Below are 23,545 nucleotides of genomic sequence, written 5' to 3'. Positions count from 1 at the left end.
TGTCAGAAGCGAACGCGGGCACCGACCTTGGCGCCGGCCGATTGCGAACCGTCGCCTTCGATGTTGAACAGCAGCGAGAAGTCAAGGTCCCAGTTGTCGTTGTTCGACAAGGCCAACCCGGCTGAAACCCGCCCGAACAGGCCTTCGCCGTCGAGCGAGGCGAAGCCGACATCGGCACCGACCGACGGCGACAGGATCAGGCCGTTTTTCAGTTCCAGCGTCCGCTCGACGTCGAAGCCGATGCTGAGACGCGCCTGCTCCTCGATGAAGCCCTTGAGATCGATGACCTCGCCGAGCGCGTTCTTCACGCTGTTATCATCGGTCTCTTCGTTGAAATAGACCGCCCGGAGCTTCGGCGTCAGCACCGTGATCTCGTCGAGCTGCCATTCGCCGGTCAGCTTCACATCCGCCATCCAGCGGGTGGTGTCGAAACTGCCCTTGAAGATGCCGGTGTCGATGTCGTTCGAGGAGCCGCCATAAAGCAGGTTGGCATCGAGGAACACGCCCTTGCCGAGTTCGAACGAGGCATAGGGGCCGGCCAGCCAGCCATTGCCCTTCAGTTCGGCATCCTCGTCGGTCGGATCGGTCATGTAGTCGTAGTGGAACGACAGGCCGAAGAGCGCCCGGTCATTGACGAGATAATCGGCACCGACGGAGAACAGCGCGAAGTTGCCCCACTTGTCGCTGGCGTCATCCTCGTCCTTGTGGAACAGGAAGCTGCCGTTCATCCAGATGTCGAAGGGCCGGTCGGTCTTGACGAAGGTTTCGCCGGCCGCCGCCGCTTCCGCCGCATCGCGCGCCGCCTGGATCTGGGTGAGGCTGGTCGAGAAGCCGAGCCGTGCACCCTTGTCCGATGGCGTCACCGCCGTCGTCACCGGATCGGTACCGGCCGCCGCCCGCCGCCGGTCGAGCAGACCGGGCGTCTGCACCGTCGAGGACAAGAGGTTCTGCCGGGTGCGGACGAAGTCGCGCACGAGCCCGTCGATTTCCTCGCCGGCGGCCACACGATCGAGCGCGATCCTGTAGGTGACGCGGCCGACATTCGACGAGCCGAGCGCGCTCTTCAGGGTGTAGCTCACGACGACGGAGCCGGAATAAGCCGGGTTCGGCGTGAACTTCAGGTAATAGCCGACCGGAGTGAAGCTGCCTGCAGCCGCTAGTTCGCCTTCGACGATCTCCGCCTTGCCGGCGATCGGCGGCGAGACCGCGGCCACCGCCGCCCCGACGAACGGACCACCGGTGGCGCCGGCATTGAGATAGACGTTGTTCGGTGTCGAGCCGGCGGGAACCTCGACGACGATATCCGGCGCCGTCACCGAGCGTGCCTTCAGTTCCAGCGAATAGACCGCCGAACCACTGGCGCCGCGGCTGTCGACGACGGCGATGGTGAAGGAATAGGTATCCGGTGTGGCGTCTGCCGCCAGCGGCCCGGTCAGTTCGCCGGTGGAGACGTTGAGGACCATGCCCTTCGGCAGGTCGCCACTCTTGACGCTGTAGATCAGCGCACCGACGCCGCCGGTGGCGGAGATCCGCGACGCATAGGCCTCGCCGACCATCGCATCCGGCAGTGCTCCTGCCGACGGGCTGAAGACGAAATTGCTGGAGAGGACGGCGATCTGATAGCGCGCCTGCCCCGTCGCGCCATTGGCGTCGGTCGCCGTCACCGCGAACTGGAAGTCGCCGTCGCCGGCCGGCCGGCCGGAGATGGTCCCGCTCGATGCGTCCAGCGCGAGGCCCCCCGGCAGCGCGCCGGATGTCACCGAATAGGTGAACATGCCAACACCACCACTCGCCGAGATCGACGTGTCCGTATAGGCAACGCCGACAGTACTTGCCGAAAGCGCTGTGCCGCTTGCCGGCGTCAGCACGATCGGCGGAGCGCCGACGCTAATCGTATAGCTGGCTGCAGCCGTACCGCTGGTGGCCGCCGTCGCGGTCACCGTGAAGGTCGCCGTACCGAAACCGGCCGCCGTTGGCGTGCCGGTAATCGCGCCGCTCGACGCGCTGAGGCTCAGGCCCGCCGGCAACGACCCGGATGTCACCGCATAGCTGATCGCACCGACGCCGCCGCTTGCCGCGATCGATGCGTCCGAATAGGGCGTACCCACTATGCCGGCCGAAAGCGCCGTGCCGGTTGCCGGCATGATGACGAAGGCCGGGGCCGTGGTGGCGATGGAATAGCTTGCGGAAGCCGACCCGGTGACGGCCGCCGTCGCAGTTATGGTGAAGTTGGCCGTGCCGAGTGCGGCGGCCGCCGGCGTGCCGGTGATCGCACCGCTGGTGGCGTTCAACGTGAGGCCATCGGGAAGCGCCCCCGCTGTGACCGCGTAGGTAATCGTGCCAGCGCCGCCAATCGCCGCGATCGACGTGTCCGAATAGGGCGCACCGACTATACCCGCGGCGAGCGCCGTGCCGGTCGCCGGCGTCAGCACCAGGGAAGGCGCGCCGACCACGATCGAATAGCTGGCCGAGGCCGAACCGCTGGTTGCCGCCGTCGCCGTCACCGTGAAGGTCGTCGTGCCATATCCGCCAGCCGTCGGCGTGCCGGTGATCGCGCCGGTCGTTGCATTGAGCACCAAGCCCGCCGGCAAAGTCCCCGACGTCACCGTGTAGCTGAACACACCAAGACCACCGCTTGCGGCGATCGATGTGTCCGAATAGGACGAACCGACCATGCCGACCGAAAGCGTCGCGCCCGTGGCCGGTGCCAATACCACCGGCGGAGCACCCACATTGATCGTGTAGCCGGCCGCAGCCGATCCGGCGGTTGCCGCCGTCGCCGTGACCGTGAAGGTCGCGGTACCAAATCCGGCGGCCGTTGGCGTGCCGGAAATCGCACCGGTTGAAGGATCAAGCGTAAGGCCCGCCGGCAGCGACCCGGATGTCACGGCAAAGCTGATCGCGCCGACCCCGCCTGTTGCCGAGATCGACGTGTCCGAATAGGAGGCGCCGACCGTGCCCGTCACCAAAGCTCCGCCAGCGGGGGCGAGCACCACCGCTGGTGCCGCGATCGTGATCGAATAGTTGACCGAGACCGTCCCATTGATCGCCGCCGTCGCCGTCAGTGTGAAATTCGCCGTTCCGAGTGCCGCGACCGTCGGCGTGCCGCTGACCGCACCGGTCGACGGATCGAGGTTCAAGCCAGCGGGAAGTACGCCTGACGTCACCGCATAGCTGAGCGCGCCGATACCGCCGCTCGCGGAGATCGAGGTGTCCGAATAGGGCATGCCGACCGTGCCGGCCGTAAGTGCCGAGCCGGCTGGCGGGTTCAGCACCACCGGCGGTGCAGCCACGACTATCGAATAGTTTGCCGACGCGCTGCCGCTGACCGCGGCCGTTGCCGTTACTGTGAAACTCACCTGACCGAGTGCCGCGGCCGTCGGCATGCCGGTGATCGCGCCGGTCGATGCGTCGAGGCTCAGCCCGTTCGGAAGTGAACCTGCCGAGATCGCATAGGTGATCGCACCGGCGCCGCCGCCCGCCGAGATCGAGTCTGAATAGGAGGAACCGACGGTTGCCAGTGCGAGCGCCGCACCGCTTGCCGGCGTCATGATCACGGATGTCGCCCCAACAGTGATCGAATAGCTGGCGGAAGCTGAGCCCGCAGATGCGGCCGTGGCCGTCACCGTGAAGTTGGATGTTCCGAAACCCGCGGCCGTCGGCGTACCGGAAATCGAACCTGTTGCCGGATCGAGGACAAGCCCGGCCGGCACGGAGCCGGAAGTGACCGCATAGCTGATCGCGCCGACGCCGCCGGTCGCGGAAATCGACGTATCCGAATAGGACGAACCGACCAGCCCCGCCGAAAGTACCGTGCCACTCGCCGGCGCCAGTATCACCGGCGGCGGCACCACGTTGATCGAGTAGCTTGCGGATGCCGTGCCGGCGGTTGCCGCCGTCGCCGTTACCGTAAATGTCGCCGTCCCCAGTGCCGCGGCACTCGGCGTGCCGGTGATCGCACCGGTTCCGGTATCGATCGCAAGACCGGCGGGAAGCGAACCGGTAGTGACACTGTAGGTGAATGGACCCAAACCACCGCTCGCCGAGATCGATGCACCCGGATAGGGCGTACCGACCACGCCGGCCGCGAGCGCCGTGCCGCTTGCCGGCGCCAACACCACCGGCGGCGCGCCCACCGCTATAGAATAGCCCGCCGACGCCGAACCGCTGGTCGCAGCAGTCGCCGTGATCGTGAAGTTCGCCGTACCAAAGGCCATTGCGGTCGGCGTGCCCGTGATTGCGCCGGTCGTAGCGTCGATGACGAGACCATCGGGCAGCGTGCCACTGCTGACCGTGTAGGTGAATGCGCCGGCGCCGCCGGTTGCCGAAATCGTCTGCGAATAGGCCGAACCGATCGTACCGCCAGCAAGTGACGAACCGGTCGTGGGCGTCAGCACCACCGGTGATGCGCCGACGACGATGGAATAGCTGGCCGTCGCCGCACCCGTGACTGCGCCCGTCGCCTGCACCGAGAAGGTCCCCGTGCCGAAGCCGGCGGCCGTGGGCGTGCCGGAAATGGCGCCCGTTGCGGGGTCGAGAGACAGACCGGCCGGAAGCGAGCCTGATACGATCACGTAGCTGATCGTCCCCGCGCCGCCGCTGGCCGAGATCGACGTGTCCGAATAGGACGAACCAACCAGGCCAGGAGACAGCGTCGTACCGCTTGCCGGCGTCAATACCAACGGCGGTGCCAACACGGCGATCGTGTAGTTCGCCGTGGCAAGACCGCTTGTCGCAGCCGTTGCCGTGACTGTGAAATGCGATGTCCCCCAGCCTGAGGCGGCCGGAGTCCCGGTAATCGCACCGGTCGTCGAATCCATGGTGAGCCCGGCCGGCAGAGCGCCTGCCGTTACGGCATAGGTGATTGCCCCCGCCCCGCCACTCGCCGAGATCGATGCACCCGGATAGACGGTATCGACCGTGCCATCCGGAAGCGCCGCGCCACTTACCGGCGTCAGCACGAGAGGCGGCGCCGCGATCGCGATCGAATAGTTGGCTGACGTCGAACCCGCGGTGGCGGCTGTCGCCGTCACGGTGAAAGTCGCCGTTCCGAATGCGGCGTTCGTCGGCAAACCGGTGATTGCACCGGTCGACGTGTTGAGGCTGAGGCCCGCCGGCAGTGCGCCCGTCGTCACCGCGTAGGTGATGGCGCCCACCCCTCCGCTAGCCGATATCGAAGTATCAGAGTAGGCAAGCCCCACCGTTCCCCCCAGGAGAGCGCCGCTCGCGGGTGTCAGCACCACCGGCGGAGCCGTGACCGCGATCGAATAGCTGGCCGAAGCCGAGCCCACGGTCGCAGCCGTCGCCGTCACCGTGAAGTGCGCGGTACCGATAGCCGCGGCTGGCGGCGTACCGGTGATTGCGCCCGTCGATCCCAGAGTGAGCCCAGCCGGCAACGAGCCCGACGTCACCACATAGGTGATCGGGCCCACGCCGCCGCTGGCCGAGATCGTTTGCGAATAGGCAGTGGCCACCGTGCCACCCGGCAAGGCGCCGGCAGCCGGGCTCAGCACCACTGGCGGCGCAGCCACCGCAATCGAATAGCTGGCCGAGGCCGAGCCCGCCGTCGCCGCCGTTGCCGTCACGGTGAAGTTCGCCGTGCCGATGGCCGCGACCGTCGGCGTGCCAGAGATCACGCCGGTCGCCGGACTGAGACTGAGCCCGTCGGGCAGCGAACCTGATGACACCGCATAGCTGATCGCTCCCGAACCGCCGCTGGCCGAAATGGTTCGCGAATAGGCAGCACCAACAGTACTCGCCACAAGCGGGCCGCCCACTGGATTGATCGTTACGGGGGGATAGGAATTGATGGTAACGGTGACGTTCTGCGTTATGAAATGAACCCCGCCTGTCGAGATCGTGGTGCTGTCCTGGACCTTCAGCCTGAATGTCGCGCTGCCCGCGGCCGTCGGCGTACCGGACAGGAGCCCGCCTGTCGAAAGCGTCAGGCCAGCCGGCAAGGTGCCGGTATCGGGCGTAAACGTGTAGGGTGCCGTGCCGCCGGAGGCGGAAAACTGCAGACTGTAGGGAACATTCACCCCGCCATCTGGTGGATTGTCCGGTGTCGCATCGATCACCGGTGCAGCGATCGTGACGTTGTAGCCCTTGTCGACCACGATTGGCGTCGGCGCGGTCGAATCCGTCACACGCACGGTGAAATTGTACGGACCGGAGCCGGTCGGCGTTCCCGAAATCACACCCGTGGGTGAAAGCGCGAGGCCCGGCGGCAAGACACCGCTGGTGCGCGTATAGCTATAGGGCGCAACGCCCCCGGTCGTGCTCAGCGTCTGGCTGTAGGGGCTGCTGATCGCCGGCGTCGGCAAGCTTGCAGGCGTCACCGTCAACGGCGAGCTCGACGGTGCAATGGTCACAGTGAAGGTCACCGGGGTGGCGTCATCGTCCTTGACGATGAAGCTATCGGACGTCGCGCCGTCGCCGTTGTTCGTATAGACGAGCTGATTGAGGAGTGGGATGTTGAACGTCAGGCTTCCGTGGGAAGGCGACTGGACGGCCGGCTGAATGAAGCCCCAATCGGAACAGGTGATGGTGACACTGCCGCCGGACGGAACCGAAATGTTTTGCGAGGTGCCGCAGAGACCCGCCTGCGCCGAAGAGGCGGCGCCCAGCGTTGCCAGGCAGAGCAACACCAGGAAGCCAAAAAAGAAGGCCAGATGGCCACGCACCCGGCGCGCTCGACCTAACGATTGCTGAAACATTGCCCCGCCCCTGTGCGCACTGCGCGCCACATGGATCGAAGTCCATCGTCGCGATCAGTCCGTTCGCTGCCTCACCCACTGACTGACACGAAATTTTGAGTCATACAACCCACGCTAGTGCGACCTATGCGAGAATTCGGGGTAGGAAGGACACGCAACCGCTCTTCCCAAGATGCTCGTTATGAGAGAAGGTGCCGCGCAGGGGCATATTCAGAGTCGTCAGATTATTGGGGGCAGCGATGACCGAAGTCTATCTCGGGCAGATCATGATGACCGGATTCGGCTTTGCGCCGAAGACCTTTGCGCTCTGCAACGGACAGTTGATGTCCATCAGCCAGAACCAGGCGTTGTTCTCCTTGCTGGGCACCTATTACGGCGGCAACGGTACGACCAACTTCTCCCTGCCGAACCTGCAGGGCCGCACTCCGATATCCTACGGCAATTCGGTGGACCAGAGATGGCAGCCCACCTATGCGATGGCGGAAGTCGGCGGCGCTGAAGCCGTCACTTTGAATTCACAGCAGATTCCCGCCCATTTTCATCAGGCGAACGGCACGACGTCCAATGGCGACCAACGCGCCCCGACGGATGCGCTCTTCGGCAAGACGGCCCTGGCGATCTATGCGCAGACCGGCGGGCCGCAGGTACCCTTGTCGCCGCAGAGTGTGGCGCCCAATGCCGGCGGGCAGCCACACGACAACCTGCAGCCCTTCAACGCCATCAACTTCTGCATTGCGCTTTCGGGCGTATACCCGTCCCGCAGTTGAACCCAGCCACCGGAGGTCAAGGATGAGCACGCCCTATATCGGGGAAATACGGATGTTCGGTTTTCCCCGTGTGCCGACGGGATGGCAGGCCTGCGACGGTTCGCTGATTTCGATAGCCGAATACGAGGCACTCTACATGCTGATCGGCACCACCTATGGCGGTGATGGCCAGCAGACATTCCGTGTGCCCGACCTGCGCGGTCGCGTGCCAATGCACTGGGGCACCGGGCCAAGCCTGTCGCCACGTGTACTCGGACAGATTGGCGGCACCGAAAACGTGACGCTGACGAGTGCGCAGCTAGCGGCGCACAGCCATACGATTTTTGCGACGACAACGACGGCGGAGGCAACGTCGGTCGGGCCGACTGTCGAGTTCGGGGCGGTGGCGAGCGATACTTTCTATGCCACGGACGTGACCGGCCTCACCGGGCGAACGACCTCGTCTGCCTCGACCGGCCCTTCAGGGGGCACTCAGCCTCATGACAACACGATGCCCACGCTCACGGTGCAATTCTGCATCGCGCTCGATGGCATCTTCCCGCAGCAAAGCTGATCCGGACCTTCACGATAAGGGGATAGAAATGACAGAGCCTTTCATTGGTGAAATCCAGCTTTTCGGCTTCAACTTCGCACCTTATGGCTGGGCGCTTTGCAACGGCACACTGCTTCCTATCCAGCAAAATACTCCCTTGTTCGCCCTGATTGGCAACTCCTATGGTGGCGACGGACGAAGCAATTTTCAGTTGCCGAATTTTGCCGGCCGCGCCGGTTGCAGTCAGGGCAGTGGTCCAGGCCTAACGCCCCACGCCATCGGGGAGGTCTTCGGATCGGAGAGCGTCACACTGCTCTCCACCGAAATGCCCGCCCACACCCACGCGTTGACGATCTACAACCAGACTGACGTCTCGAAGAGGGCGAGCACGCCGTCTGCCGGGAACTCGCTGACCCTGCCGGCTCAAAATACGGTCATGGCGGCGGTCGCCGCAAAACCGGATGCCCAGTTTGCACCCAGCATGATCGGCCCCACAGGCGGGAACCAGCCGCATGAAAACCGCCAACCTTTCCTCGCCGTCAATTTCTGCATTGCCCTTCAAGGCGCGTTTCCGTCGTTCCCGTGATACCGCACGACATTGCCGCGATCAGCTTTCCGACGCGGCTTGCGCCTGCTCGCCTGTCGGTCGCACATTTCGTGCTGCGTCATGCCACATCGGCGGACGTTCCGTTTCTGCTCGGTCTCTATCGCTCGTTTCGGGCAGACGAACTGGCAGCGATACCCTGGCCGGACGAGCAGAAGCATGCCTTTCTCGACCAGCAGTTCGCCTTCCAGCACCGCCACTACATGGCGACCTTTCCCGAAGCGGATTTTCTCGTCGTCGAGCTTGAAAGCAGGCCCGTCGGCCGCGTCTATCTGGATTTCACGCGAGACAACTGGCTCATCATCGATATCGGTCTGCTGCCGGAATGGCGCGGATGCGGCAGAGGAAGCGCCATCCTGTCGGCCATTCTCCGGCAGGCGAGCCAGTCGGGCGCCGTTTCGGTGACCCTGCATGTCGAACAGCACAATGTCCGCGCGCGAGCGCTCTACCAGCGTCTTGGATTTCGCGTAGAAGCCGATGGCGGATCACATATCCGGATGGGATGGCCTTGCGACGATGTCCGTTGCTGAAAGCTGAGGCTCCGTCAGTTGAAGATCGCCTGATAGACGATGCCCTGTTTGTCGCGGGCGACCGGCACGAGGAAGATCTCCAACGCGCCGAGCGACGCGTTGTTCAGCTTGTAGATCTGCTGCGGCAGCACCACTGCCGAACTGCTGCGGAACATGAGGGAGAAAGGCGCGCGGCGCATGCCGGGCAGAATCTGGGTCGCACCCGGCGTCGCCTCCGCCAGGGTCAACGGCATCGTGCTTTCGCCAAGAGAGAGATCGAACGCCTGGCCGACGCAACCCGCAAAATGTTGAAGCGTCAACAGTTCCATCCGCCATCCCCTCAGTGATTCCCGCTTAGGTCGATGGTGTCATTGCTACATCATTATGGTTGCGCGCAAAAGCGACAAAGGCGGGCCCCAAGGAGAGATCGACACCAACCAGCGCGCGTCGAACGCGGATCGGCGCGGACGTGGCATTCGGCCACGCCGATGCAGTGCGGGGCCGGTTCGCTCCGGCCCCGCATGGGTTCAGATTACCATGTCTTGCTGAGCTTGAGCGTGACGGTCCTTGCGTCGCCGTAACCGCAGACGAGCACGCCGCTGCAACCGCTCACATACTTCTTGTCGAAAAGGTTGGTGACGTTCAGGGCAGCGCCCCATCCCTCCTTCTCATAACGCAGCCCCGCATCGAAGACCGTCGCGGAGGGCACCTTCGCCGTGTTCTCCTTGTTCGCCCAACTCTCGCCGCGATAGCGAACACCAGCACCGAGGCTGACGCCCTCGAGCGCGCCCTGCTGCACGGTGTAGTCGATCCATAACGAGGCCTGCGTGTCGGGGACGAGATAGGGCGATTTGCCGACCAGTGCCCGGTTCGCGTCCTCGGTCACCTCGATATCCATGAAGTCGAGGCCCGCGATCACCTTCCAACTTTCGTTGAGATTGACCTTGCCCTCAAGCTCGATGCCGCGGGAGCGCACTTCGCCGGTCTGGGTGGATATGCTCGTCAGCGGGTCGGTCACGAGCGCGTTGCGTTTGGTCAGCTGGTAGATGGATGCCGTCAGCATGCCATCGAAGAAGGTCGGCTCGTACTTGACCCCGGCTTCGAACTGCTCGCCTTCCTCCGGCTTGGTGTTGCCGGTAGCTGTCACGGCCACGACCGGATTGAAGAAGGTGGCGACGCTCGCATAGGGGATCAAGCCATTGTCGAATTCATAGGCAAGCCCGGCGCGGCCGGTGACGGCGCCTTCGCTGTAGCCGAAGCTCGAGTTTTGCGTCGGAGCCCAGAAGGTGGGGCCGTTGTCGGTCTTGGTGTCGACATAGTCGTAGCGGCCATTGAGCGTGACGAGCCAAACGTCGCCGAAGCGGATCTGGTCTTGAGCGTAGACGCCAAACTGCTGCTGGGTGATCACCTGGTTGATGTAGATGGCGTTGGCCGGCTGAGGCGCGCCATAGACCGGATCCGTTGCGCTGATCGGCGTTCCCGCAGACGACGCCTGCACGTGATCCAGGCGGAAGAGCTTGTAGTCGATACCGACCAGCAGCGCATGATCCAGCGCACCGGTCTCGAACTCGCCTTCAAGACGGTTGTCGACGCCGAATGTATCGACCCTGGAGGTTGCCTCGAAGCCAAGGCGATAGAGCAGATTGTCGGGCGTTGCCGGCGTCGGCGAAACCGGGAACGGCAGGCTCGGATCGTAGTAGCCGTAGGTGTAAGGGCCGTTCTCGTGCTTGTAGAGATGACCATAGCGCAGGTTCTGGCTGAGCTGCCAGCCGCTGTCGAATTCGTGCTTGAACTCGTAGCCGAGCATCTGCTGCACATAGGTGCCGGTATCGATTGCCGGTTCACCGAAGAAGGCCTTGCGATCGATCTTGCCGAAGGGCGCATCGACGACCGTACCGACATAGGGCAGGAAACCGCCGCCGGTGTGGACCTGATCAAGGCACTGCAGCAGGCCGTAGACCGCCAGGCTGGTCGCATCGTCGGGCTCGTAAGTGATCTGCGGCAGGATGAAGCCGCGCAAATCTTCCGAATGGTCGGTGTAGTTGTTGCCGCCGGAGACCTTTCCGGTGACGCGATAGTTGATCGCGTCGTCCAGCGGGCGGTTCACGTCGATGCCGAGGAAGGCATTGCCGTTGTTGGTGATGCCGGTCTCCACATAAGCAGAGGTCTCATCACTCGGCCGCTTGCTGATGAGGCTGACGATGCCGCCCGGATTGGCGCCGCCATAGAGCACCGACGCCGGCCCTTTCAGCACCTCGACACGCTCCAGCATGAACGGATCGATCTGGAATCCGCCGAAACCATAGGAGAAGAGGTTGAGGCCGTCGAGGAAAACGCCGGTCTGCGTCGCATCGAAACCGCGGATGTAGAACCAGTCGGTGTCCGGATCGACGCCGAAGGGCTCGGCCATCACGCCTGGCGTATAGCGAAGCGCCTCATCGATCTTGTTGACGACGCCGCGATCATCCAGCTCATCGCGACCGATGACCGATACGGACTGGGGAACTTCGTTGATCGGGGTGGCAGATTTCGAACCGGTGGTCGTGGCCTTGGCGACGTAACCCTCGACCGGGCCGGTCGCATCGTCCTTGGTCGTCCCGACCTGCACCTCGATCTTTTCCAGCCGGGTCGCCGGCGCATCCTGCGCTATCGCGGCGCCCGCCGCCAGAATTGCAATGCCGGCTACTCCTCCAGCCAGCCATTCGGCCAAACCCGCCGCCCTGCCACCTACCATCATCTCTTTCATCACCCCGAGCCGCCATCGCGCCAATCCCCCGGGCGATCTGCGGCGTTAAAAAGCAAACATCAGATAAGATGAGTGTTTATATCAACTATTATGCCGGCGCTTGGAGCGATCCGCGATAATTGAACGATCCTGGGCTATTCACAGCGAACATTCGCCCGCGCGTGAGACAATTTGCTCAGGCCAAGCGGCTCCGCCTCCACTGCGCTGGCGTGGTGCCGACGACCTTGCGGAAGACCCGCGTGAAATGCGCTTGGTCCGCGAACCCGGTTTCGACGGCCGTCGCCGTCAGCGACGCGCCATTCTTCAGCAGGAGTTGCTTGGCCCGTTCGATGCGCGCATTCGTCTGCCATTGATGCGGCGCCATTCCGGTTGAGGCCTTGAAGGCGTGGCTGAAATGCGATTGCGACAATCCCACAAGCGCCGCCAGCTCCTGGAGCCGAATGCTGCGGCCGAAGTTTTCCGCGATGTAGTCAGCCACGCGGCGCATTTGCCAGGCGGCAAGCGGGCTGCGCTTGCGCGGATCGGCACGGTTGAGCTTCATCAGGTCGATGAACAGCGCGACCGTCAGACCATCACCATAGAGATCATGCAACGGCTGCGGATTGAGGCACTCCGCAGCGATGAGCCGCGCGAGTTGCAGGAAACGCTCATCATGAAACATCAGCCGGGGCCCATCGCAACGGCTGGCGTCGAGATCCTCCATCAGCCGTCGGCTGAGGACCTCGAGATTGAAGTGCAGATCGAGATGGCGGATGTATTGCACGTCGACGACATCGGCCCAGATCTCCATGCCCGCCGGGATGTAGGAAAGTCCCTGTTCGCGGTAGTTCTGCACCGTCCCAGGGCCGCCGGGCGAGAGCTTGACATTGCAGCGGCTGCCACCTTGCGCATCGAGCACGATGAACATGCGCGGATCGTCGGACACGTAGTGACCGCCGGCGCGCGCCTCGCACTCGACATCCCAGACGTCGGCTATGATCCCGTTCCATTCGCGACGGTGCAAACCGCCGAGGACCTTGAACCCGGAGATCCTGTTCTGCATCCGTGGCTGGAATGTCATCAAATGCCCAATGCTCGGGAAACCTGAGGCTGCGCCTCGATCTTTATTCCTTCCTTCTTTACTCATCTTTAATGCGCAACGGAAGCCCCGATAGGGGCACGCTTTGAAGTCCGCTATCCCAAGCGGATCAGGCCGGCATCGGTGGGGACAAACTTGCAGGCTTCAAGATAGAAATCGCGAAGATGGGGCTCGAAGTCGACATGCAGCCATTCGCAGCCTGATTGCCTTGCGTTTGCCACCGCCTCTTCGACGAGCCGGCGCGCATAGCCCCTTCGCCGCCACGGCGCCGAGACCATGGTGTCGAGCAGAAAGGCGTGCACGCCGCCGTCCCAGGCAACATTGACGAAGCCGGCAAGATTTCCCTCGAGACGCAGACAAACCCAGCCTAGGCTGAAATTGTTCACCTGTTTCCTCCAATCGTCATCGAGTACGGCGTGTTCGAAGCACTCGGCATGCAGCGCGTTCAGCTCGGCATTCGTGAAGTCGCCACGCCATAGGAAGTACGGATCGTCAGCGCGGTTTTCAGTCGTCATCTTTTCCATCCCGAGGCGGGTGTCTGTCGACCGACATGGCCTGCTCGGCGATTAGCGATAACCTCAGCTTTGCAAACTCGTCCAGCAATGCGCTCTCCGCCTTGTCGAAGGCCCGCACCAGGGCGGCATTTGCTGCCCGCTCCACCGGACAGGTGGGATGATCCTCCGAAACACCTGCGGCCAGCACCTCGCCTTCATCCAGCGCCTTCTGGATATCGAGGACGGTGAGATCGTCGAGCGGCCGCAGCAGCACCCATCCGCCGCCTCGCCCTCCCTCGGAACCAACCACGCCCTTGCGCTTCAGGGCTGCCATCGTACGGCGCACGACCACCGGATTGGTGTTCAGCATCTTCGCAATGGTTTCCGAGGTCTCGCGCCCGCCCAGGAGCCCCATATGGATGAGCACATGGATCATCCGCGCCAGCCGACTGTCTCGTTTCATATGCACCCCTATAGCGTAACTATTAATGTTACACACACTTGACCTCGCCCTATTCTGTAACTTAGATGATTACAGAATCAAGGACCCAAGGATGAAAAGACGAACGATGTTGGCCGCTCTGCTGGCGGCCGCATGGCCGGCCCATGCCGCGCCGGGTACCATCCAAGCCACGATATCAAGAGCGGAAGGACCGAATATGGCTGCTCGCACCATCGAAACGAGAACAATCCGGATGAATGTCGTCGACCAGGGAGAAGGGCCGCTCGTCCTTTTCTGCCACGGCTTTCCGGAAACCTCCCATGTCTGGCGCCACCAGATTGCGGCGCTCGCCAAGGCCGGATTTCGTGCGGTTGCGCCGGACATGCGTGGATACGGGCACACGGAATGCCCCTTGGCGATCGACGAATACACCCTGTTTCACATCGTCGGGGATATGGTCGCACTCCTGGATGCGCTCGGCGCGGAGACGGCCATCATCGTCGGCAACGACTGGGGTGCCTCGGTCGCGTGGCAGGCGGCACAGATGCGGCCGGACCGCTTCCGCGGCGTGGTCGCGATCAGCGTGCCTATGATGGCTCCGCCGCCCGTGCCGCCGACCCGCATCTTCCCGCAGACCGACGAGGCGCAGCTTTACACGCTCTACTTCCAGAAACCCGGCGTCGCCGAAGCGGAACTGGAGCGAGACATTCGACAGACGCTCCGCAAGATCCTCTTTGCGGCTTCGGGAGACGCCGGCCCCCGGCAAGCCGGGGACCGGACGCCAAATCCGTTCGGGATGGTCCCACGGCGAGACGGACTGCTCGCACGCCTCCCCGATCCGAAAGCGATGCCGGACTGGCTGACGGCTGCCGATCTCGACGCCTATGCCGAGTCATTCGCCCGTTCCGGTTTTCGCGGCGGGCTCAACTACTACCGCAACCTCGATCGCAACTGGCAACTGCAAGCATCGCTCGCCGGCGTGACGGTCGATGTGCCGGCCCTGTTCATGGTTGGCGAACGGGACACCGGGCTCAGCATCCCGGGGATGCGCGACATCATCGACGCTATGCCCCGTCTCGCACCGCAACTCATGGGCAAAGTTGTCGTGCCCGGCAGCGGGCACTGGCTCCCACAGGAGCGTGCGGACGTTGTGAGCGATGCGATCATCGATTTCGCCCGCCGCATCTGACGGCGTGAGAGCTGCGCGCCGCACCCGCGGGCGCGCAGCTGTCCATCGGCTCAGTCCGCAAGCGCGCCCGCCAGACGCAAGACGTCCTGGAGCGGAATGAGACCTTTCATCGAACCGTTGCCGGCGGCAGGCTCACCGTCTTCGATCGCCAGCGCGAAGCGGAACGCAGGGTCGGCCTCAATGCGTTGGCGCAGCGCATGGACGCGCGGGTAGCTGCGCGCGTAGTCCTCGGGCGCGATCGCCTCGTGAAAGTCCACCCAGCGTGCGACGCCGACGAACACTGCATCGGCGAGCGTCGGGCGGTCGCCCAGCAGATAGTCACCATCACCCATCATCGCCTCAAGCTGGGCATGGCGCCTGGCGACGAATTCGCGGCCGAAGACGCGTAGCGTCTCACGGTAGTCCTCGGTCGCCTCTTCCGCTTCCAGCGCCACCCACAGGGGGAAGAAGGCTCCGGTGAAGCCGGTATTGAGGAAGGCGATGAACTGGTGCATCCGGTCCGCCTCGTACGTGCCCGGCGCAAAGCTGATGCGACGCTCATGGTCGCGCGCCTCGAGCCATTGGGCGATCGCCATCGTCTCGGTGATGACGCGCCCTTCGCCGGTCACGAGCACAGGCGTTTCCACCCGGCCATTCAGGCGCTGGTAGGCGTCCGTGCGCATTTCTCCGAGCATATCGACGCGGGTAAGACGGTAGGGCTGGCCGAGCCATTCGAAGGCAGTGACCAGTCCTGCGGAACTACCGAGCGGGAAGCCCGCGGTGAAGATCGGTTCAGCGATAGTGTGCATTTCGGTTCTCCATGGTTGATGCCATGGATGTAGATGAATGGACGCTATCCCTGTAGCCGGCCAGAACAGGACTTATCGTCTATGAATGTGGACGATAAGTCCTGACATCGCTCGCTCGGGATCAGATCCTTCCTGAAGGATGGAGGCCACCTTCGTCGGCATCGACCGTGATCGACAAGGTCACATGCCGGGGACGCGTCAGCGCAAACAGCACGGCGTCGCAGACGTCACGATTGGTCGCCGCCTCGCCCTTCTTTCGCGCGCCGGCTTCGTGCCACGCTTCCACCAGTGGCGAGACGTCATCGAGATAGGGCGGATGAACGACGATCGAGCGCACGGGCGTGCCTGCGAGTTTCTGGCGCAGGCCGTCCGCCAGCGCGGCCTGTGCGCGCTTGGCGGCGTAAAACGGTACGGACACGGTCTGCAGCGGCGCATTCGGGAGACCGCTGATCGAACCGATGGTGACGATATCGGGCCGAGGCGATTGGTTGAGCAGCGGCAGCAGGCCTTGGGTCAACAGGAACGTTCCGGTGACCGCCGCATTGACGACGCCGAACACGTCGTCGGCCGAATGATCCACCTCGCTATCCTCGAGCCACATCGCGCCGTTGTTGACGAGGATGTCGACGCAGGCGTTTTCCGCCTTGATGCGCGTAACCGCTGCCGCCACGCTCTCCGCATCGGAAAGATCGAGTTCAACCGTTTGCACGCGCCTTCCGAGATTCTGGATGATCGCCTGGGTCACGTCTCCAAGCGCGTTCGCGCTGCGCCCGCAAAGCACGAGATCGCATCCTGCTTCGGCGAGCGTATAGGCCAATGCAGCGCCGAGGCCGCGGCCCGCTCCCGTCACCACGGCAAGGGTTCCATCCATCTGATTCATTTGAATTCCTTTGAAGCATGCGTTGGCGATCTCGCGCGGGCGAGCATCGAACCGTTCATCTAGGGATTGCAGCGCGGCTTTCCAAACAGATGGCTACGCGATCGAACAGATGCGCACCAAAGCAAAGTCACGTGGTCGTCATCATGCATGCTCAGCCAAGCGCGCTAGCACTTTCGGGCTGGAGAAAACCGGGCCGCTACCTATTTCGTAGGAGACCCCATGAAGAAGGCGGCAAGCCTTCAACGCGAAAGGAACACGTTATGGCAAAGAACACGATCTGCCTCTGGTACGACAAGGACGCCGAATCCGCCGCGCGGTTCTACGCCGAGGTCTTTCCCGACAGCCGTCTGACCTCAGTGCACCGGGCACCCGGCGACTACCCGTCCGGCAAGGAGGGCGATGTGCTGACGGTTGAGTTCACCGTTGCCGGCATCGCCTGTCTCGGACTGAACGGCGGTCCGATGTTCAAGCACAACGAGGCCTTCTCGTTCCAGATCGCCACCGACGATCAGGAAGAGACCGACCGCTATTGGAATGCGATCGTCAACAATGGCGGCGAGGAGAGCGCCTGCGGCTGGTGCAAGGACAAGTGGGGAATCTCCTGGCAGATCACGCCTCGCGTTCTGACGGATGCGATGGCGGCTGGCGGCGGCGAGGCAAAGCGCGCCTTCGAGGCCATGATGACCATGCGGAAGATCGACGTGGCTGCGATCGAGGCGGCACGGCGCGGTTGACGCTTGGCCACGACAGGTGATCGACCACCGCCTGTTCTGCGCCGGCCAAAAAGGCGAGTGCGAGCCGAAGGCGTTGCGCTTCTTCTGGACTTGCTTGCTAGCGCGTGCGCAGGAAGCGAAACCGTTTTTCTGGAAGGCGCCGAAAGGACGGTATAGAACAGCGCGAAGCAGCAGGCCGACACCCAATGTTTGTGGCGTCGCTTGCCCGTTGGACATGCCCTTTAGACGACAAGGATTGATTTCATGACCGAGAAGTCCCTCGCCGACAGTTTCCCCGCCGGCTATCAACCTCCGAAAGTCTGGAGCTGGGAAAAAGGCAATGGCGGCGCATTTGCCAGCATCAATCGCCCGATCTCCGGGCCGACCCACGAAAAGGACCTGCCTGTCGGGAAGCACCCGCTGCAGCTCTACTCGCTCGCAACGCCGAATGGCGTGAAGGTCACGATCATGCTCGAAGAGCTTTTGGCCGCCGGCCATTCGGGCGCCGAGTACGATGCCTGGCCGATCCGTATCGGTGATGGCGACCAGTTCGGTTCCGGCTTCGTCGAGATTAACCCGAACTCAAAGATCCCGGCGCTGACGGACCATAAGCCGAAGGGCGGCGGCGCACCCGTCCGCGTCTTCGAGTCGGCCTCCATCCTCACCTACCTCGCTGAGAAATTCGGCGCCTTCCTGCCGAGCGAACTTCGCGCCCGCACCGAGACCTTGAACTGGCTGTTCTGGCAGATGGGCTCTGCGCCCTTCCTCGGCGGCGGTTTCGGCCATTTCTACGCCTATGCGCCGATGCACATCAAATACGCCATCGACCGCTACGCCATGGAAGTGAAGCGCCAGCTCGACGTTCTCGACCGTCATCTTGCCAACCACCGGTTCCTGGCCGGCTCCGAATACACCATTGCCGACATGGCCACCTGGCCCTGGTATGGCAACCTGGCACTTGGCCAGGTCTATGGCGACGCCGGTACCTTCCTCGAGGTCCAGAGCTACGAGCACGTCCAGCGCTGGACGGCCGAAATTGCCGCTCGCCCGGCAGTCAAGCGCGGCCGCATGGTCAACCGTCTGAGCGGCGATCCGGCCGAGCAATTGCATGAGCGTCACGACGCCTCCGACTTCGACACGAAGACTGAGGACAAGATCGTCGAGAAGCAGACCGCGTAAGGAGAACAGAATGGCCAAGCTGGCTGATATGACGAAACATCGGGGTTTTCCCTACGCCATGCCGGGCACGGGCATCCAGTTCGTCATCCGTCGGGCCAATCCCAAGGGGGCAACGCCGATCAAGGCGCTGCCTCGCCATGCCCGGCCGGGATCTGGGGCCCACCGCATCGATGCGGCCTTCCTCCACGCTCTCTGGCATCATTTCGGTGCGGAACCGTTCGAGCGCGGCAATCTCGATGCCGCCCGGCTGAACCTCCTGTTCGGGCGCGAAGTGCTACCGGTGGACAAGGATTTCGATCCCGTGTCCTATGAAGCCTTGCTCGTCATCAATGAGAAGGTTGCCCGCCAGAGCTTCCCGGAATCGTTCGAGGACGTCTTCGAGGTATGACCGCTGCGATTGGGCCCTGAGCGTCTGATCGCCTGAGCCCGATCTGCCACCTCCGCCTTTTGGCATTCTTCGTTCCCGTCTTGCTACGCGCTGACGGGAACGCGCCTCTCGGCTCTCCAACTGCAGCGATGTGGCGATCGGATCGCCTGAGAATTTCCTACCCCGACCGACGGAGTGCCGCAGGAAAATCGTTCTTACATAATACACAAAATACATGGATTTTATGTGTATTGTAGTTCTCTTCTGCCGCATGATGCTGAAGCAAGGTCGAAAGGTGCACCCCATCGCCGACCGCCAGAACTCAGATCTCGACGGAGGATCCCATGTCCAGTTCCATTTTCGGCCAGGCCTATCGCCGCCGCAGCGTGCTGAAATCGCTTGCCGCCGTGGGTACCCTGCCCTTCATCACACCGCTTGCTTCCTCGACCGCGCTTGCCTCCGGCAACAAGTACGCCGGGCGCACGATCAATCTCCTGATCATCCAGCCGCATGTCGTCACCGGCAAGAAGATCGCCGAGGACTTCGAGCGGCTGACCGGCGCCAAGGTCAACGTCACGGCGGTGCCCTACGACCAGGTCAGCGTCAAGGCGACACTGGACGTGCAATCGGGCGCAAACCAGTTCGACATCATCGACTACTTCTACACCTACAAGGGCCAGCTTGCCGAAGACGGCGTGATCGAGGACGTGACGGATCTGATCGAGCGCGACAAGGCCGAGATCCAGCCGGAAGACTTCATCCAGACGATCTACGACCAATACACGCTGCACGACGGCCGCCGCTACGGCCTGCCCTATGACGGCGACAGCCACCTGTTGTTCTACAACCGCGAACTCTTCGACCGCTACGGCCTGAAGGCGCCCTCCACCTGGGACGAATACAACGAGAACGCCAAGGTGATCACCGAGGCCGAAGCGAAGAACGGCATCTATGGCGCGGCCGTTCTCGGCGCCAAGATCCCGGTCATCATCCTCTCGACGTATGCGAACCGCCTGACTGGCTTCGGCGGCAATTTCCTGAAGGCTGACGGCACCTCCGCACTCGACAGCACGGAGGCCGTCGAGGCCCTGAAGTCGCTGCTCGCCTCTGCACCCCATGCGCTGCCGACTCCGCTCGAGACACGTTTCGAAGAGGGGCTGCCCGCCTTCCTCAACGGCAAGGCGGCGCAGATCGATTTCTGGACGGATCTTGGCGGCTATGCCCAGGATCCCAAGGGTTCGAAGATCGTGGACAAATGGGGTGTGGCTCGCATTCCGACCGGCGGCAGCAACAAGACGCCGCGCCTCGCCTTCAACGCCGGCTTCGGCTTTGCGATCACCAGCGGCTCAAAGAACAAGGATGTCGCCTGGGACCTGATCAAGCTCGCCACCAGCAAGGACTATCACGAGCAACTGCTGGCCTTGACCGGCTCGGGCATCGACCCGGACCGCCAGTCAGGCCTGAAGTCGGAGAAGTTCAAGGCATTCCAACCGCTCGTGCAGCCACTGCTCGACGACGGCGCATTGGAGAACAGCCTCGCCTGGCCGACCGCCGTCTATGCGCCGAAGCTCGAAAATGCGCTGACCGACGAGCTGGCACTGGCGCTTGCCGGCAGCAAGAGCGCAGAACAGGCGATCGCCGATGCCCACCAGGCCTGGACCGAGATCATCGAGACCAACGGCTGATTGCTCCCTGGGGGCGTTCGCTTCCTCCCGGCTGCGCCCCCTCCTCTATTCAAAGGTGAAAGACCATGACCTCGGAAACCTTGCCGAAACGCAGGCTCGGCCACACCGGCTTCGATATCACCCCCGTCGGCTTCGGCGCCTGGGCAATCGGCGGCCCCGATTGGGGATGGGGCTGGGGAAGCCAGGACGACAGTCAGTCGATTGCGGCGATCCGCCATGCGGTCGAGCGCGGCATCAACTGGATCGACACGGCTCCGGTCTACGGCCTCGGTCATTCCGAAGAGATCGTGCGTGAAGCGCTCTCGACGATACCGAAATCCGAGCGGCCGCTGATCTTCACCAAGGCCGGCCTGGTCTGGGACCCGGACAATCGCAACGCCCTTCCGGCCCGTATCGGCAAAGCACAATCCCTTCGCCGCGAGGTCGAGGCTTCGCTGAAGCGGCTCGCCGTCGAGGCCATCGACCTCTACCAGATGCACTGGCCGGCCAATGACGGAACGCCGGTCGAAGACTATTGGGCAACCTTTGCCGACCTCAAGAAAGAGGGCAAGGTCAGGGCGATCGGGCTTTCGAACCATGACCGGGACCTGCTGCAGCGCGCGGCAACGGTCGCGCCCGTCGATGTCGTGCAGCCGCCCTTTTCCGCAATCAAGCGCCAGTTCGCCGAAGCGGACCTGCCCTGGGTTCGGTCGCATGGCGGCGGCGTCATTGCCTACAGCCCGTTGCAGTCGGGCCTGCTCACCGGCGCCTTCACGCCGGCCCGCGCCCGGGCGCTTCCGGCAAACGACTGGCGATCGCGCGACGAGGAGTTTTCCGGCGAGGCGCTGCACCGCAATCTCGCCTTCGCCGAGGGGCTGAGACCGATCGCCGCGCGCCACGACACGACAGTTGCAGCGATCGCTGCCGCCTGGGCGCTCTCCTGGCCCGGCGTGACCGGGGCGATCATCGGCGCGCGACAGCCCACGCATATCGACGGCTGGATCGCTGGAGCAACCGTCGCGCTCACCACCGGCGACCTCGATGATATCGAGGATATGCTGTTTGCCACGCGGGCCGGCAGCGGACCGACGCGCCCGGTTCTGGCAGAGGCGACATGACCGTCGTCACCCTCGACGCCGTTGGGCCAGACGCCAATCGATTTTCCGCGCGCCGGGGCGACCCATGGGAACGCTTCGGCCGCGCCCTGTGGATCGCCCCCGTCGTGTTCGCACTTGCCGTCACGACGCTCTACCCGACGGTCTTCCTGCTTGGGCTCGCCTTTAGCAAGAGCACGCTTGGAAAACCGTTCCGCGGCTTCGTCGGCGTCAAGCATTTCGCAACCGCGCTTCAGGATCCGATCTTCCTTTCGGCAATCGGTAGAAGCGTCGCCTATGCGCTTTCGACGTCGCTGCTGCAGCTTGCGCTCGGTTTCCTGATCGCCCTGCTGTTCACGTCGCTGCTGAAAGGCGGCCGCTTCCTGATGAGCCTTGTGTTGCTGCCGTTGATGACGCCACCCGTCATGGTCGGCATCGCCTGGAAGCTGATCTTCGCGCCGGCAGGCGGGCTTCTGAACGGCACGTTGATCAACTACGGCGTGATTTCCCAGCCGATCTCTTTCCTCGGCCACCCCCTATTGGCTTGGCTGGCGATCGCTGTCGCCGATCTCTGGCAATGGACGCCCTTCATCGTCATTCTCTGCTTCGCGGCGCTTTCGACCATCCCGGAGGGTGTGCGCGAGGCCGCGCTCGTCGATGGCGCGAATGGCTGGCAGCGCTTCTGGCACATCACGCTGCCGCTCGTCGCAGCACCGCTATCGTCGATCTATCTCCTGAAGCTGATCCTCTCGTTCAAGCTCTTCGACCTCGTCTACATCCTCACCTTCGGCGGACCGGGCTTTGCGACGACCTCGGCCGGTTTCTCCATCTATCGCCGGGCGATCGAACAGTTCGATGTCGGTCGAGCGGCCGCCGAGACGATCATCTATGCGCTGGTCATCGGCCTGGCGACGCTGCCGGCGGTGCGCCTGCACCAACGTTTCGAAAGGCGCGAGATATGAGGTTGGCCGGACGGCATCTCTGGCTGGGCCTTGCGACGGCGCCGATCGTCGGCTTTTTCGCCCTGCCCATCCTCTATCTCCTCGCCGTCTCCCTGAAGACGAAGGACGACGTGCTGAACGGCGCCTTCTGGCCGACGGCGACAACGCTTGCCAATTGGCCCGCGGCCTTCGAGGCCGCCAACGTCGTCGGCTTCATCGTGAATTCCGTGACCGTGTCGCTGCTGGCGGGCTTTCTCACCATCGCACTCACGCTGCCTTCGGCCTACGCGGTGCTGCGGTTGAAGATCGGCGGCAAATGGCTTTCGGACGTAACGCTCTCAAGCTACATGGCGCCGCCGATCGTGGCGCTCATACCGCTGTTCTTCCTCTTGAAGACGAGTGGACTGCTCGACACGCGGGCCGGCCTCGCTCTGATTTACGGGCTTGCCAATGTGCCGGTCGCCTTCTGGCTGCTGACACCGTTCCTGCGCCGGATGCCGCTCGAGATCGAGCAGGCGGCCGCAATAGACGGAGCCGGGCCGTTTCGCATTCTGCTGCAGATCGTGGTTCCGATCATTTCGCCCGGCATCGTGGCGACCTTCATCATTGTCACGGTGCTCGCCTACAACGAGTTCCTCTTCGCCTCGGCCTTTACCTTTTCCGACGCGACTCGAACGTTGCCGGTCGGCATTTCGCTCTTCCAGGGCGACAGGCTGGTGAATTTCGGCCAGATGGCCGCAGCCTCGCTTGCGGGCATCGCCCCGGTCTACCTGATCGCCCTGTTCATGCAGCGCTACCTGGTCAGCGGGCTGGCGCATGGCGCGGTGAAGTAGGCGTGAAGG

Annotated in this window: 20 protein-coding genes; 12 read left to right on the top strand and 8 right to left on the bottom strand. The window is 63.4% G+C overall.

Annotated elements, in window-relative coordinates; all coding sequences use genetic code 11:
• Positions 1-2 precede the first annotated feature (2 nt).
• Positions 3-6,716, bottom strand: a complete 6,714-nt coding sequence (locus LAC81_RS28260) for a putative Ig domain-containing protein (protein WP_223728002.1) — start codon at positions 6,714-6,716, stop codon at positions 3-5.
• A 239-nt stretch (positions 6,717-6,955) separates the two neighbouring features.
• Here LAC81_RS28260 and LAC81_RS28255 point away from each other — a divergent pair, with 239 nt between their 5' ends.
• From LAC81_RS28255 to LAC81_RS28240, 4 genes are read left to right on the top strand one after another with little or no spacing between them, the layout of a single operon-like run.
• Positions 6,956-7,483: a phage tail protein gene (locus tag LAC81_RS28255; protein WP_223728001.1), complete on the top strand. Its 528-nt coding sequence runs from the start codon at positions 6,956-6,958 to the stop codon at positions 7,481-7,483.
• Between the two features lie 22 nt (positions 7,484-7,505).
• Positions 7,506-8,036, top strand: coding sequence for a phage tail protein (locus LAC81_RS28250; RefSeq protein WP_223728000.1), 531 nt, complete (start codon positions 7,506-7,508; stop codon positions 8,034-8,036).
• A 28-nt stretch (positions 8,037-8,064) separates the two neighbouring features.
• Positions 8,065-8,601 carry a phage tail protein gene (locus tag LAC81_RS28245; protein WP_113538506.1) on the top strand — a complete coding sequence of 179 codons (537 nt, stop codon included), beginning with the start codon at positions 8,065-8,067 and terminating at the stop codon, positions 8,599-8,601.
• The gene (locus LAC81_RS28240) at positions 8,598-9,149 is read left to right on the top strand and encodes a GNAT family N-acetyltransferase (RefSeq protein ID WP_223727999.1); all 552 of its coding nucleotides are present in this window, start codon (positions 8,598-8,600) and stop codon (positions 9,147-9,149) included. The genes LAC81_RS28245 and LAC81_RS28240 overlap by 4 nt, the downstream gene beginning before the upstream one ends.
• 14 nt (positions 9,150-9,163) lie before the next feature.
• On the opposite strand, the gene LAC81_RS28235 is transcribed toward LAC81_RS28240, so the two are convergent.
• From LAC81_RS28235 to LAC81_RS28215, 5 genes are all read right to left on the bottom strand, one after another.
• A complete protein-coding gene (locus LAC81_RS28235) occupies positions 9,164-9,457 on the bottom strand; it encodes a DUF6916 family protein (protein WP_113538505.1) in 294 nt (97 codons plus the stop codon).
• 203 nt (positions 9,458-9,660) lie between these two features.
• Entirely contained in the window at positions 9,661-11,874 is a 2,214-nt protein-coding gene (locus LAC81_RS28230; protein ID WP_223727998.1) for a TonB-dependent siderophore receptor, read from the bottom strand.
• Between the two features lie 175 nt (positions 11,875-12,049).
• Entirely contained in the window at positions 12,050-12,934 is an 885-nt protein-coding gene (locus tag LAC81_RS28225; protein WP_223727997.1) for a helix-turn-helix domain-containing protein, read from the bottom strand.
• A gap of 113 nt (positions 12,935-13,047) precedes the next feature.
• On the bottom strand, positions 13,048-13,467 hold the full coding sequence (locus LAC81_RS28220) for a GNAT family N-acetyltransferase (protein ID WP_223727996.1): 420 nt from the start codon (positions 13,465-13,467) through the stop codon (positions 13,048-13,050).
• Positions 13,457-13,909, bottom strand: coding sequence for an Rrf2 family transcriptional regulator (locus tag LAC81_RS28215; RefSeq protein WP_223727995.1), 453 nt, complete (start codon positions 13,907-13,909; stop codon positions 13,457-13,459). Before LAC81_RS28215 ends, LAC81_RS28220 begins: the two co-directional genes overlap by 11 nt.
• Positions 13,910-14,105: 196 nt before the next feature.
• On the opposite strand from LAC81_RS28215, the gene LAC81_RS28210 reads away from it, so the two are divergent.
• Positions 14,106-15,077, top strand: a complete 972-nt coding sequence (locus tag LAC81_RS28210; protein ID WP_223727994.1) for an alpha/beta fold hydrolase — start codon at positions 14,106-14,108, stop codon at positions 15,075-15,077.
• A 50-nt stretch (positions 15,078-15,127) separates the two neighbouring features.
• On the opposite strand, the gene LAC81_RS28205 is transcribed toward LAC81_RS28210, so the two are convergent.
• Positions 15,128-15,865 (bottom strand): glutathione S-transferase family protein, encoded by a 738-nt coding sequence (locus LAC81_RS28205; protein ID WP_223727993.1) that lies wholly within the window; start codon positions 15,863-15,865, stop codon positions 15,128-15,130.
• A 121-nt stretch (positions 15,866-15,986) separates the two neighbouring features.
• A complete protein-coding gene (locus LAC81_RS28200) occupies positions 15,987-16,745 on the bottom strand; it encodes an SDR family NAD(P)-dependent oxidoreductase (RefSeq protein WP_223727992.1) in 759 nt (252 codons plus the stop codon).
• A 260-nt stretch (positions 16,746-17,005) separates the two neighbouring features.
• Here LAC81_RS28200 and LAC81_RS28195 point away from each other — a divergent pair, with 260 nt between their 5' ends.
• From LAC81_RS28195 to LAC81_RS28165, 7 genes are all read left to right on the top strand, one after another.
• Positions 17,006-17,479 (top strand): VOC family protein, encoded by a 474-nt coding sequence (locus LAC81_RS28195; protein WP_223727991.1) that lies wholly within the window; start codon positions 17,006-17,008, stop codon positions 17,477-17,479.
• A 243-nt stretch (positions 17,480-17,722) separates the two neighbouring features.
• Complete coding sequence (yghU, locus tag LAC81_RS28190) at positions 17,723-18,637, top strand: glutathione-dependent disulfide-bond oxidoreductase (RefSeq protein ID WP_223727990.1); 915 nt, start codon at positions 17,723-17,725, stop codon at positions 18,635-18,637.
• Between the two features lie 10 nt (positions 18,638-18,647).
• Positions 18,648-19,025, top strand: a complete 378-nt coding sequence (locus tag LAC81_RS28185; protein ID WP_113538495.1) for a hypothetical protein — start codon at positions 18,648-18,650, stop codon at positions 19,023-19,025.
• A 323-nt stretch (positions 19,026-19,348) separates the two neighbouring features.
• Entirely contained in the window at positions 19,349-20,689 is a 1,341-nt protein-coding gene (locus LAC81_RS28180; protein ID WP_223727989.1) for an ABC transporter substrate-binding protein, read from the top strand.
• 65 nt (positions 20,690-20,754) lie between these two features.
• Positions 20,755-21,786, top strand: a complete 1,032-nt coding sequence (locus tag LAC81_RS28175; protein WP_223727988.1) for an aldo/keto reductase — start codon at positions 20,755-20,757, stop codon at positions 21,784-21,786.
• A complete protein-coding gene (locus tag LAC81_RS28170; protein WP_223727987.1) occupies positions 21,783-22,724 on the top strand; it encodes a carbohydrate ABC transporter permease in 942 nt (313 codons plus the stop codon). The genes LAC81_RS28175 and LAC81_RS28170 overlap by 4 nt, the downstream gene beginning before the upstream one ends.
• A complete protein-coding gene (locus LAC81_RS28165; protein WP_223727986.1) occupies positions 22,721-23,536 on the top strand; it encodes a carbohydrate ABC transporter permease in 816 nt (271 codons plus the stop codon). Before LAC81_RS28170 ends, LAC81_RS28165 begins: the two co-directional genes overlap by 4 nt.
• The last annotated feature ends 9 nt before the right edge of the window (positions 23,537-23,545 follow it).

The organism is Ensifer adhaerens (assembly GCF_020035535.1).
Classification (GTDB): Bacteria; Pseudomonadota; Alphaproteobacteria; order Rhizobiales; family Rhizobiaceae; genus Ensifer.
The sequence above is the reverse complement of the archived record's forward strand: the minus strand, read 5'-3'. Positions and strand labels throughout refer to the sequence as shown.

Bases quoted from the DNA above. Each gene is read 5' to 3' on its own strand.
- LAC81_RS28260 (WP_223728002.1), bottom strand. From the start codon at position 6,716: ATGTTTCAGCAATCGTTAGGTCGAGCGCGCCGGGTGCGTGGCCATCTG.
- LAC81_RS28255 (WP_223728001.1), top strand. From the start codon at position 6,956: ATGACCGAAGTCTATCTCGGGCAGATCATGATGACCGGATTCGGCTTT.
- LAC81_RS28250 (WP_223728000.1), top strand. From the start codon at position 7,506: ATGAGCACGCCCTATATCGGGGAAATACGGATGTTCGGTTTTCCCCGT.
- LAC81_RS28245 (WP_113538506.1), top strand. From the start codon at position 8,065: ATGACAGAGCCTTTCATTGGTGAAATCCAGCTTTTCGGCTTCAACTTC.
- LAC81_RS28235 (WP_113538505.1), bottom strand. From the start codon at position 9,457: ATGGAACTGTTGACGCTTCAACATTTTGCGGGTTGCGTCGGCCAGGCG.
- LAC81_RS28230 (WP_223727998.1), bottom strand. From the start codon at position 11,874: ATGAAAGAGATGATGGTAGGTGGCAGGGCGGCGGGTTTGGCCGAATGG.
- LAC81_RS28225 (WP_223727997.1), bottom strand. From the start codon at position 12,934: ATGACATTCCAGCCACGGATGCAGAACAGGATCTCCGGGTTCAAGGTC.
- LAC81_RS28220 (WP_223727996.1), bottom strand. From the start codon at position 13,467: ATGACGACTGAAAACCGCGCTGACGATCCGTACTTCCTATGGCGTGGC.
- LAC81_RS28215 (WP_223727995.1), bottom strand. From the start codon at position 13,909: ATGAAACGAGACAGTCGGCTGGCGCGGATGATCCATGTGCTCATCCAT.
- LAC81_RS28210 (WP_223727994.1), top strand. From the start codon at position 14,106: ATGGCTGCTCGCACCATCGAAACGAGAACAATCCGGATGAATGTCGTC.
- LAC81_RS28205 (WP_223727993.1), bottom strand. From the start codon at position 15,865: ATGCACACTATCGCTGAACCGATCTTCACCGCGGGCTTCCCGCTCGGT.
- LAC81_RS28200 (WP_223727992.1), bottom strand. From the start codon at position 16,745: ATGAATCAGATGGATGGAACCCTTGCCGTGGTGACGGGAGCGGGCCGC.
- LAC81_RS28195 (WP_223727991.1), top strand. From the start codon at position 17,006: ATGGCAAAGAACACGATCTGCCTCTGGTACGACAAGGACGCCGAATCC.
- yghU (WP_223727990.1), top strand. From the start codon at position 17,723: ATGACCGAGAAGTCCCTCGCCGACAGTTTCCCCGCCGGCTATCAACCT.
- LAC81_RS28185 (WP_113538495.1), top strand. From the start codon at position 18,648: ATGGCCAAGCTGGCTGATATGACGAAACATCGGGGTTTTCCCTACGCC.
- LAC81_RS28180 (WP_223727989.1), top strand. From the start codon at position 19,349: ATGTCCAGTTCCATTTTCGGCCAGGCCTATCGCCGCCGCAGCGTGCTG.
- LAC81_RS28175 (WP_223727988.1), top strand. From the start codon at position 20,755: ATGACCTCGGAAACCTTGCCGAAACGCAGGCTCGGCCACACCGGCTTC.
- LAC81_RS28170 (WP_223727987.1), top strand. From the start codon at position 21,783: ATGACCGTCGTCACCCTCGACGCCGTTGGGCCAGACGCCAATCGATTT.
- LAC81_RS28165 (WP_223727986.1), top strand. From the start codon at position 22,721: ATGAGGTTGGCCGGACGGCATCTCTGGCTGGGCCTTGCGACGGCGCCG.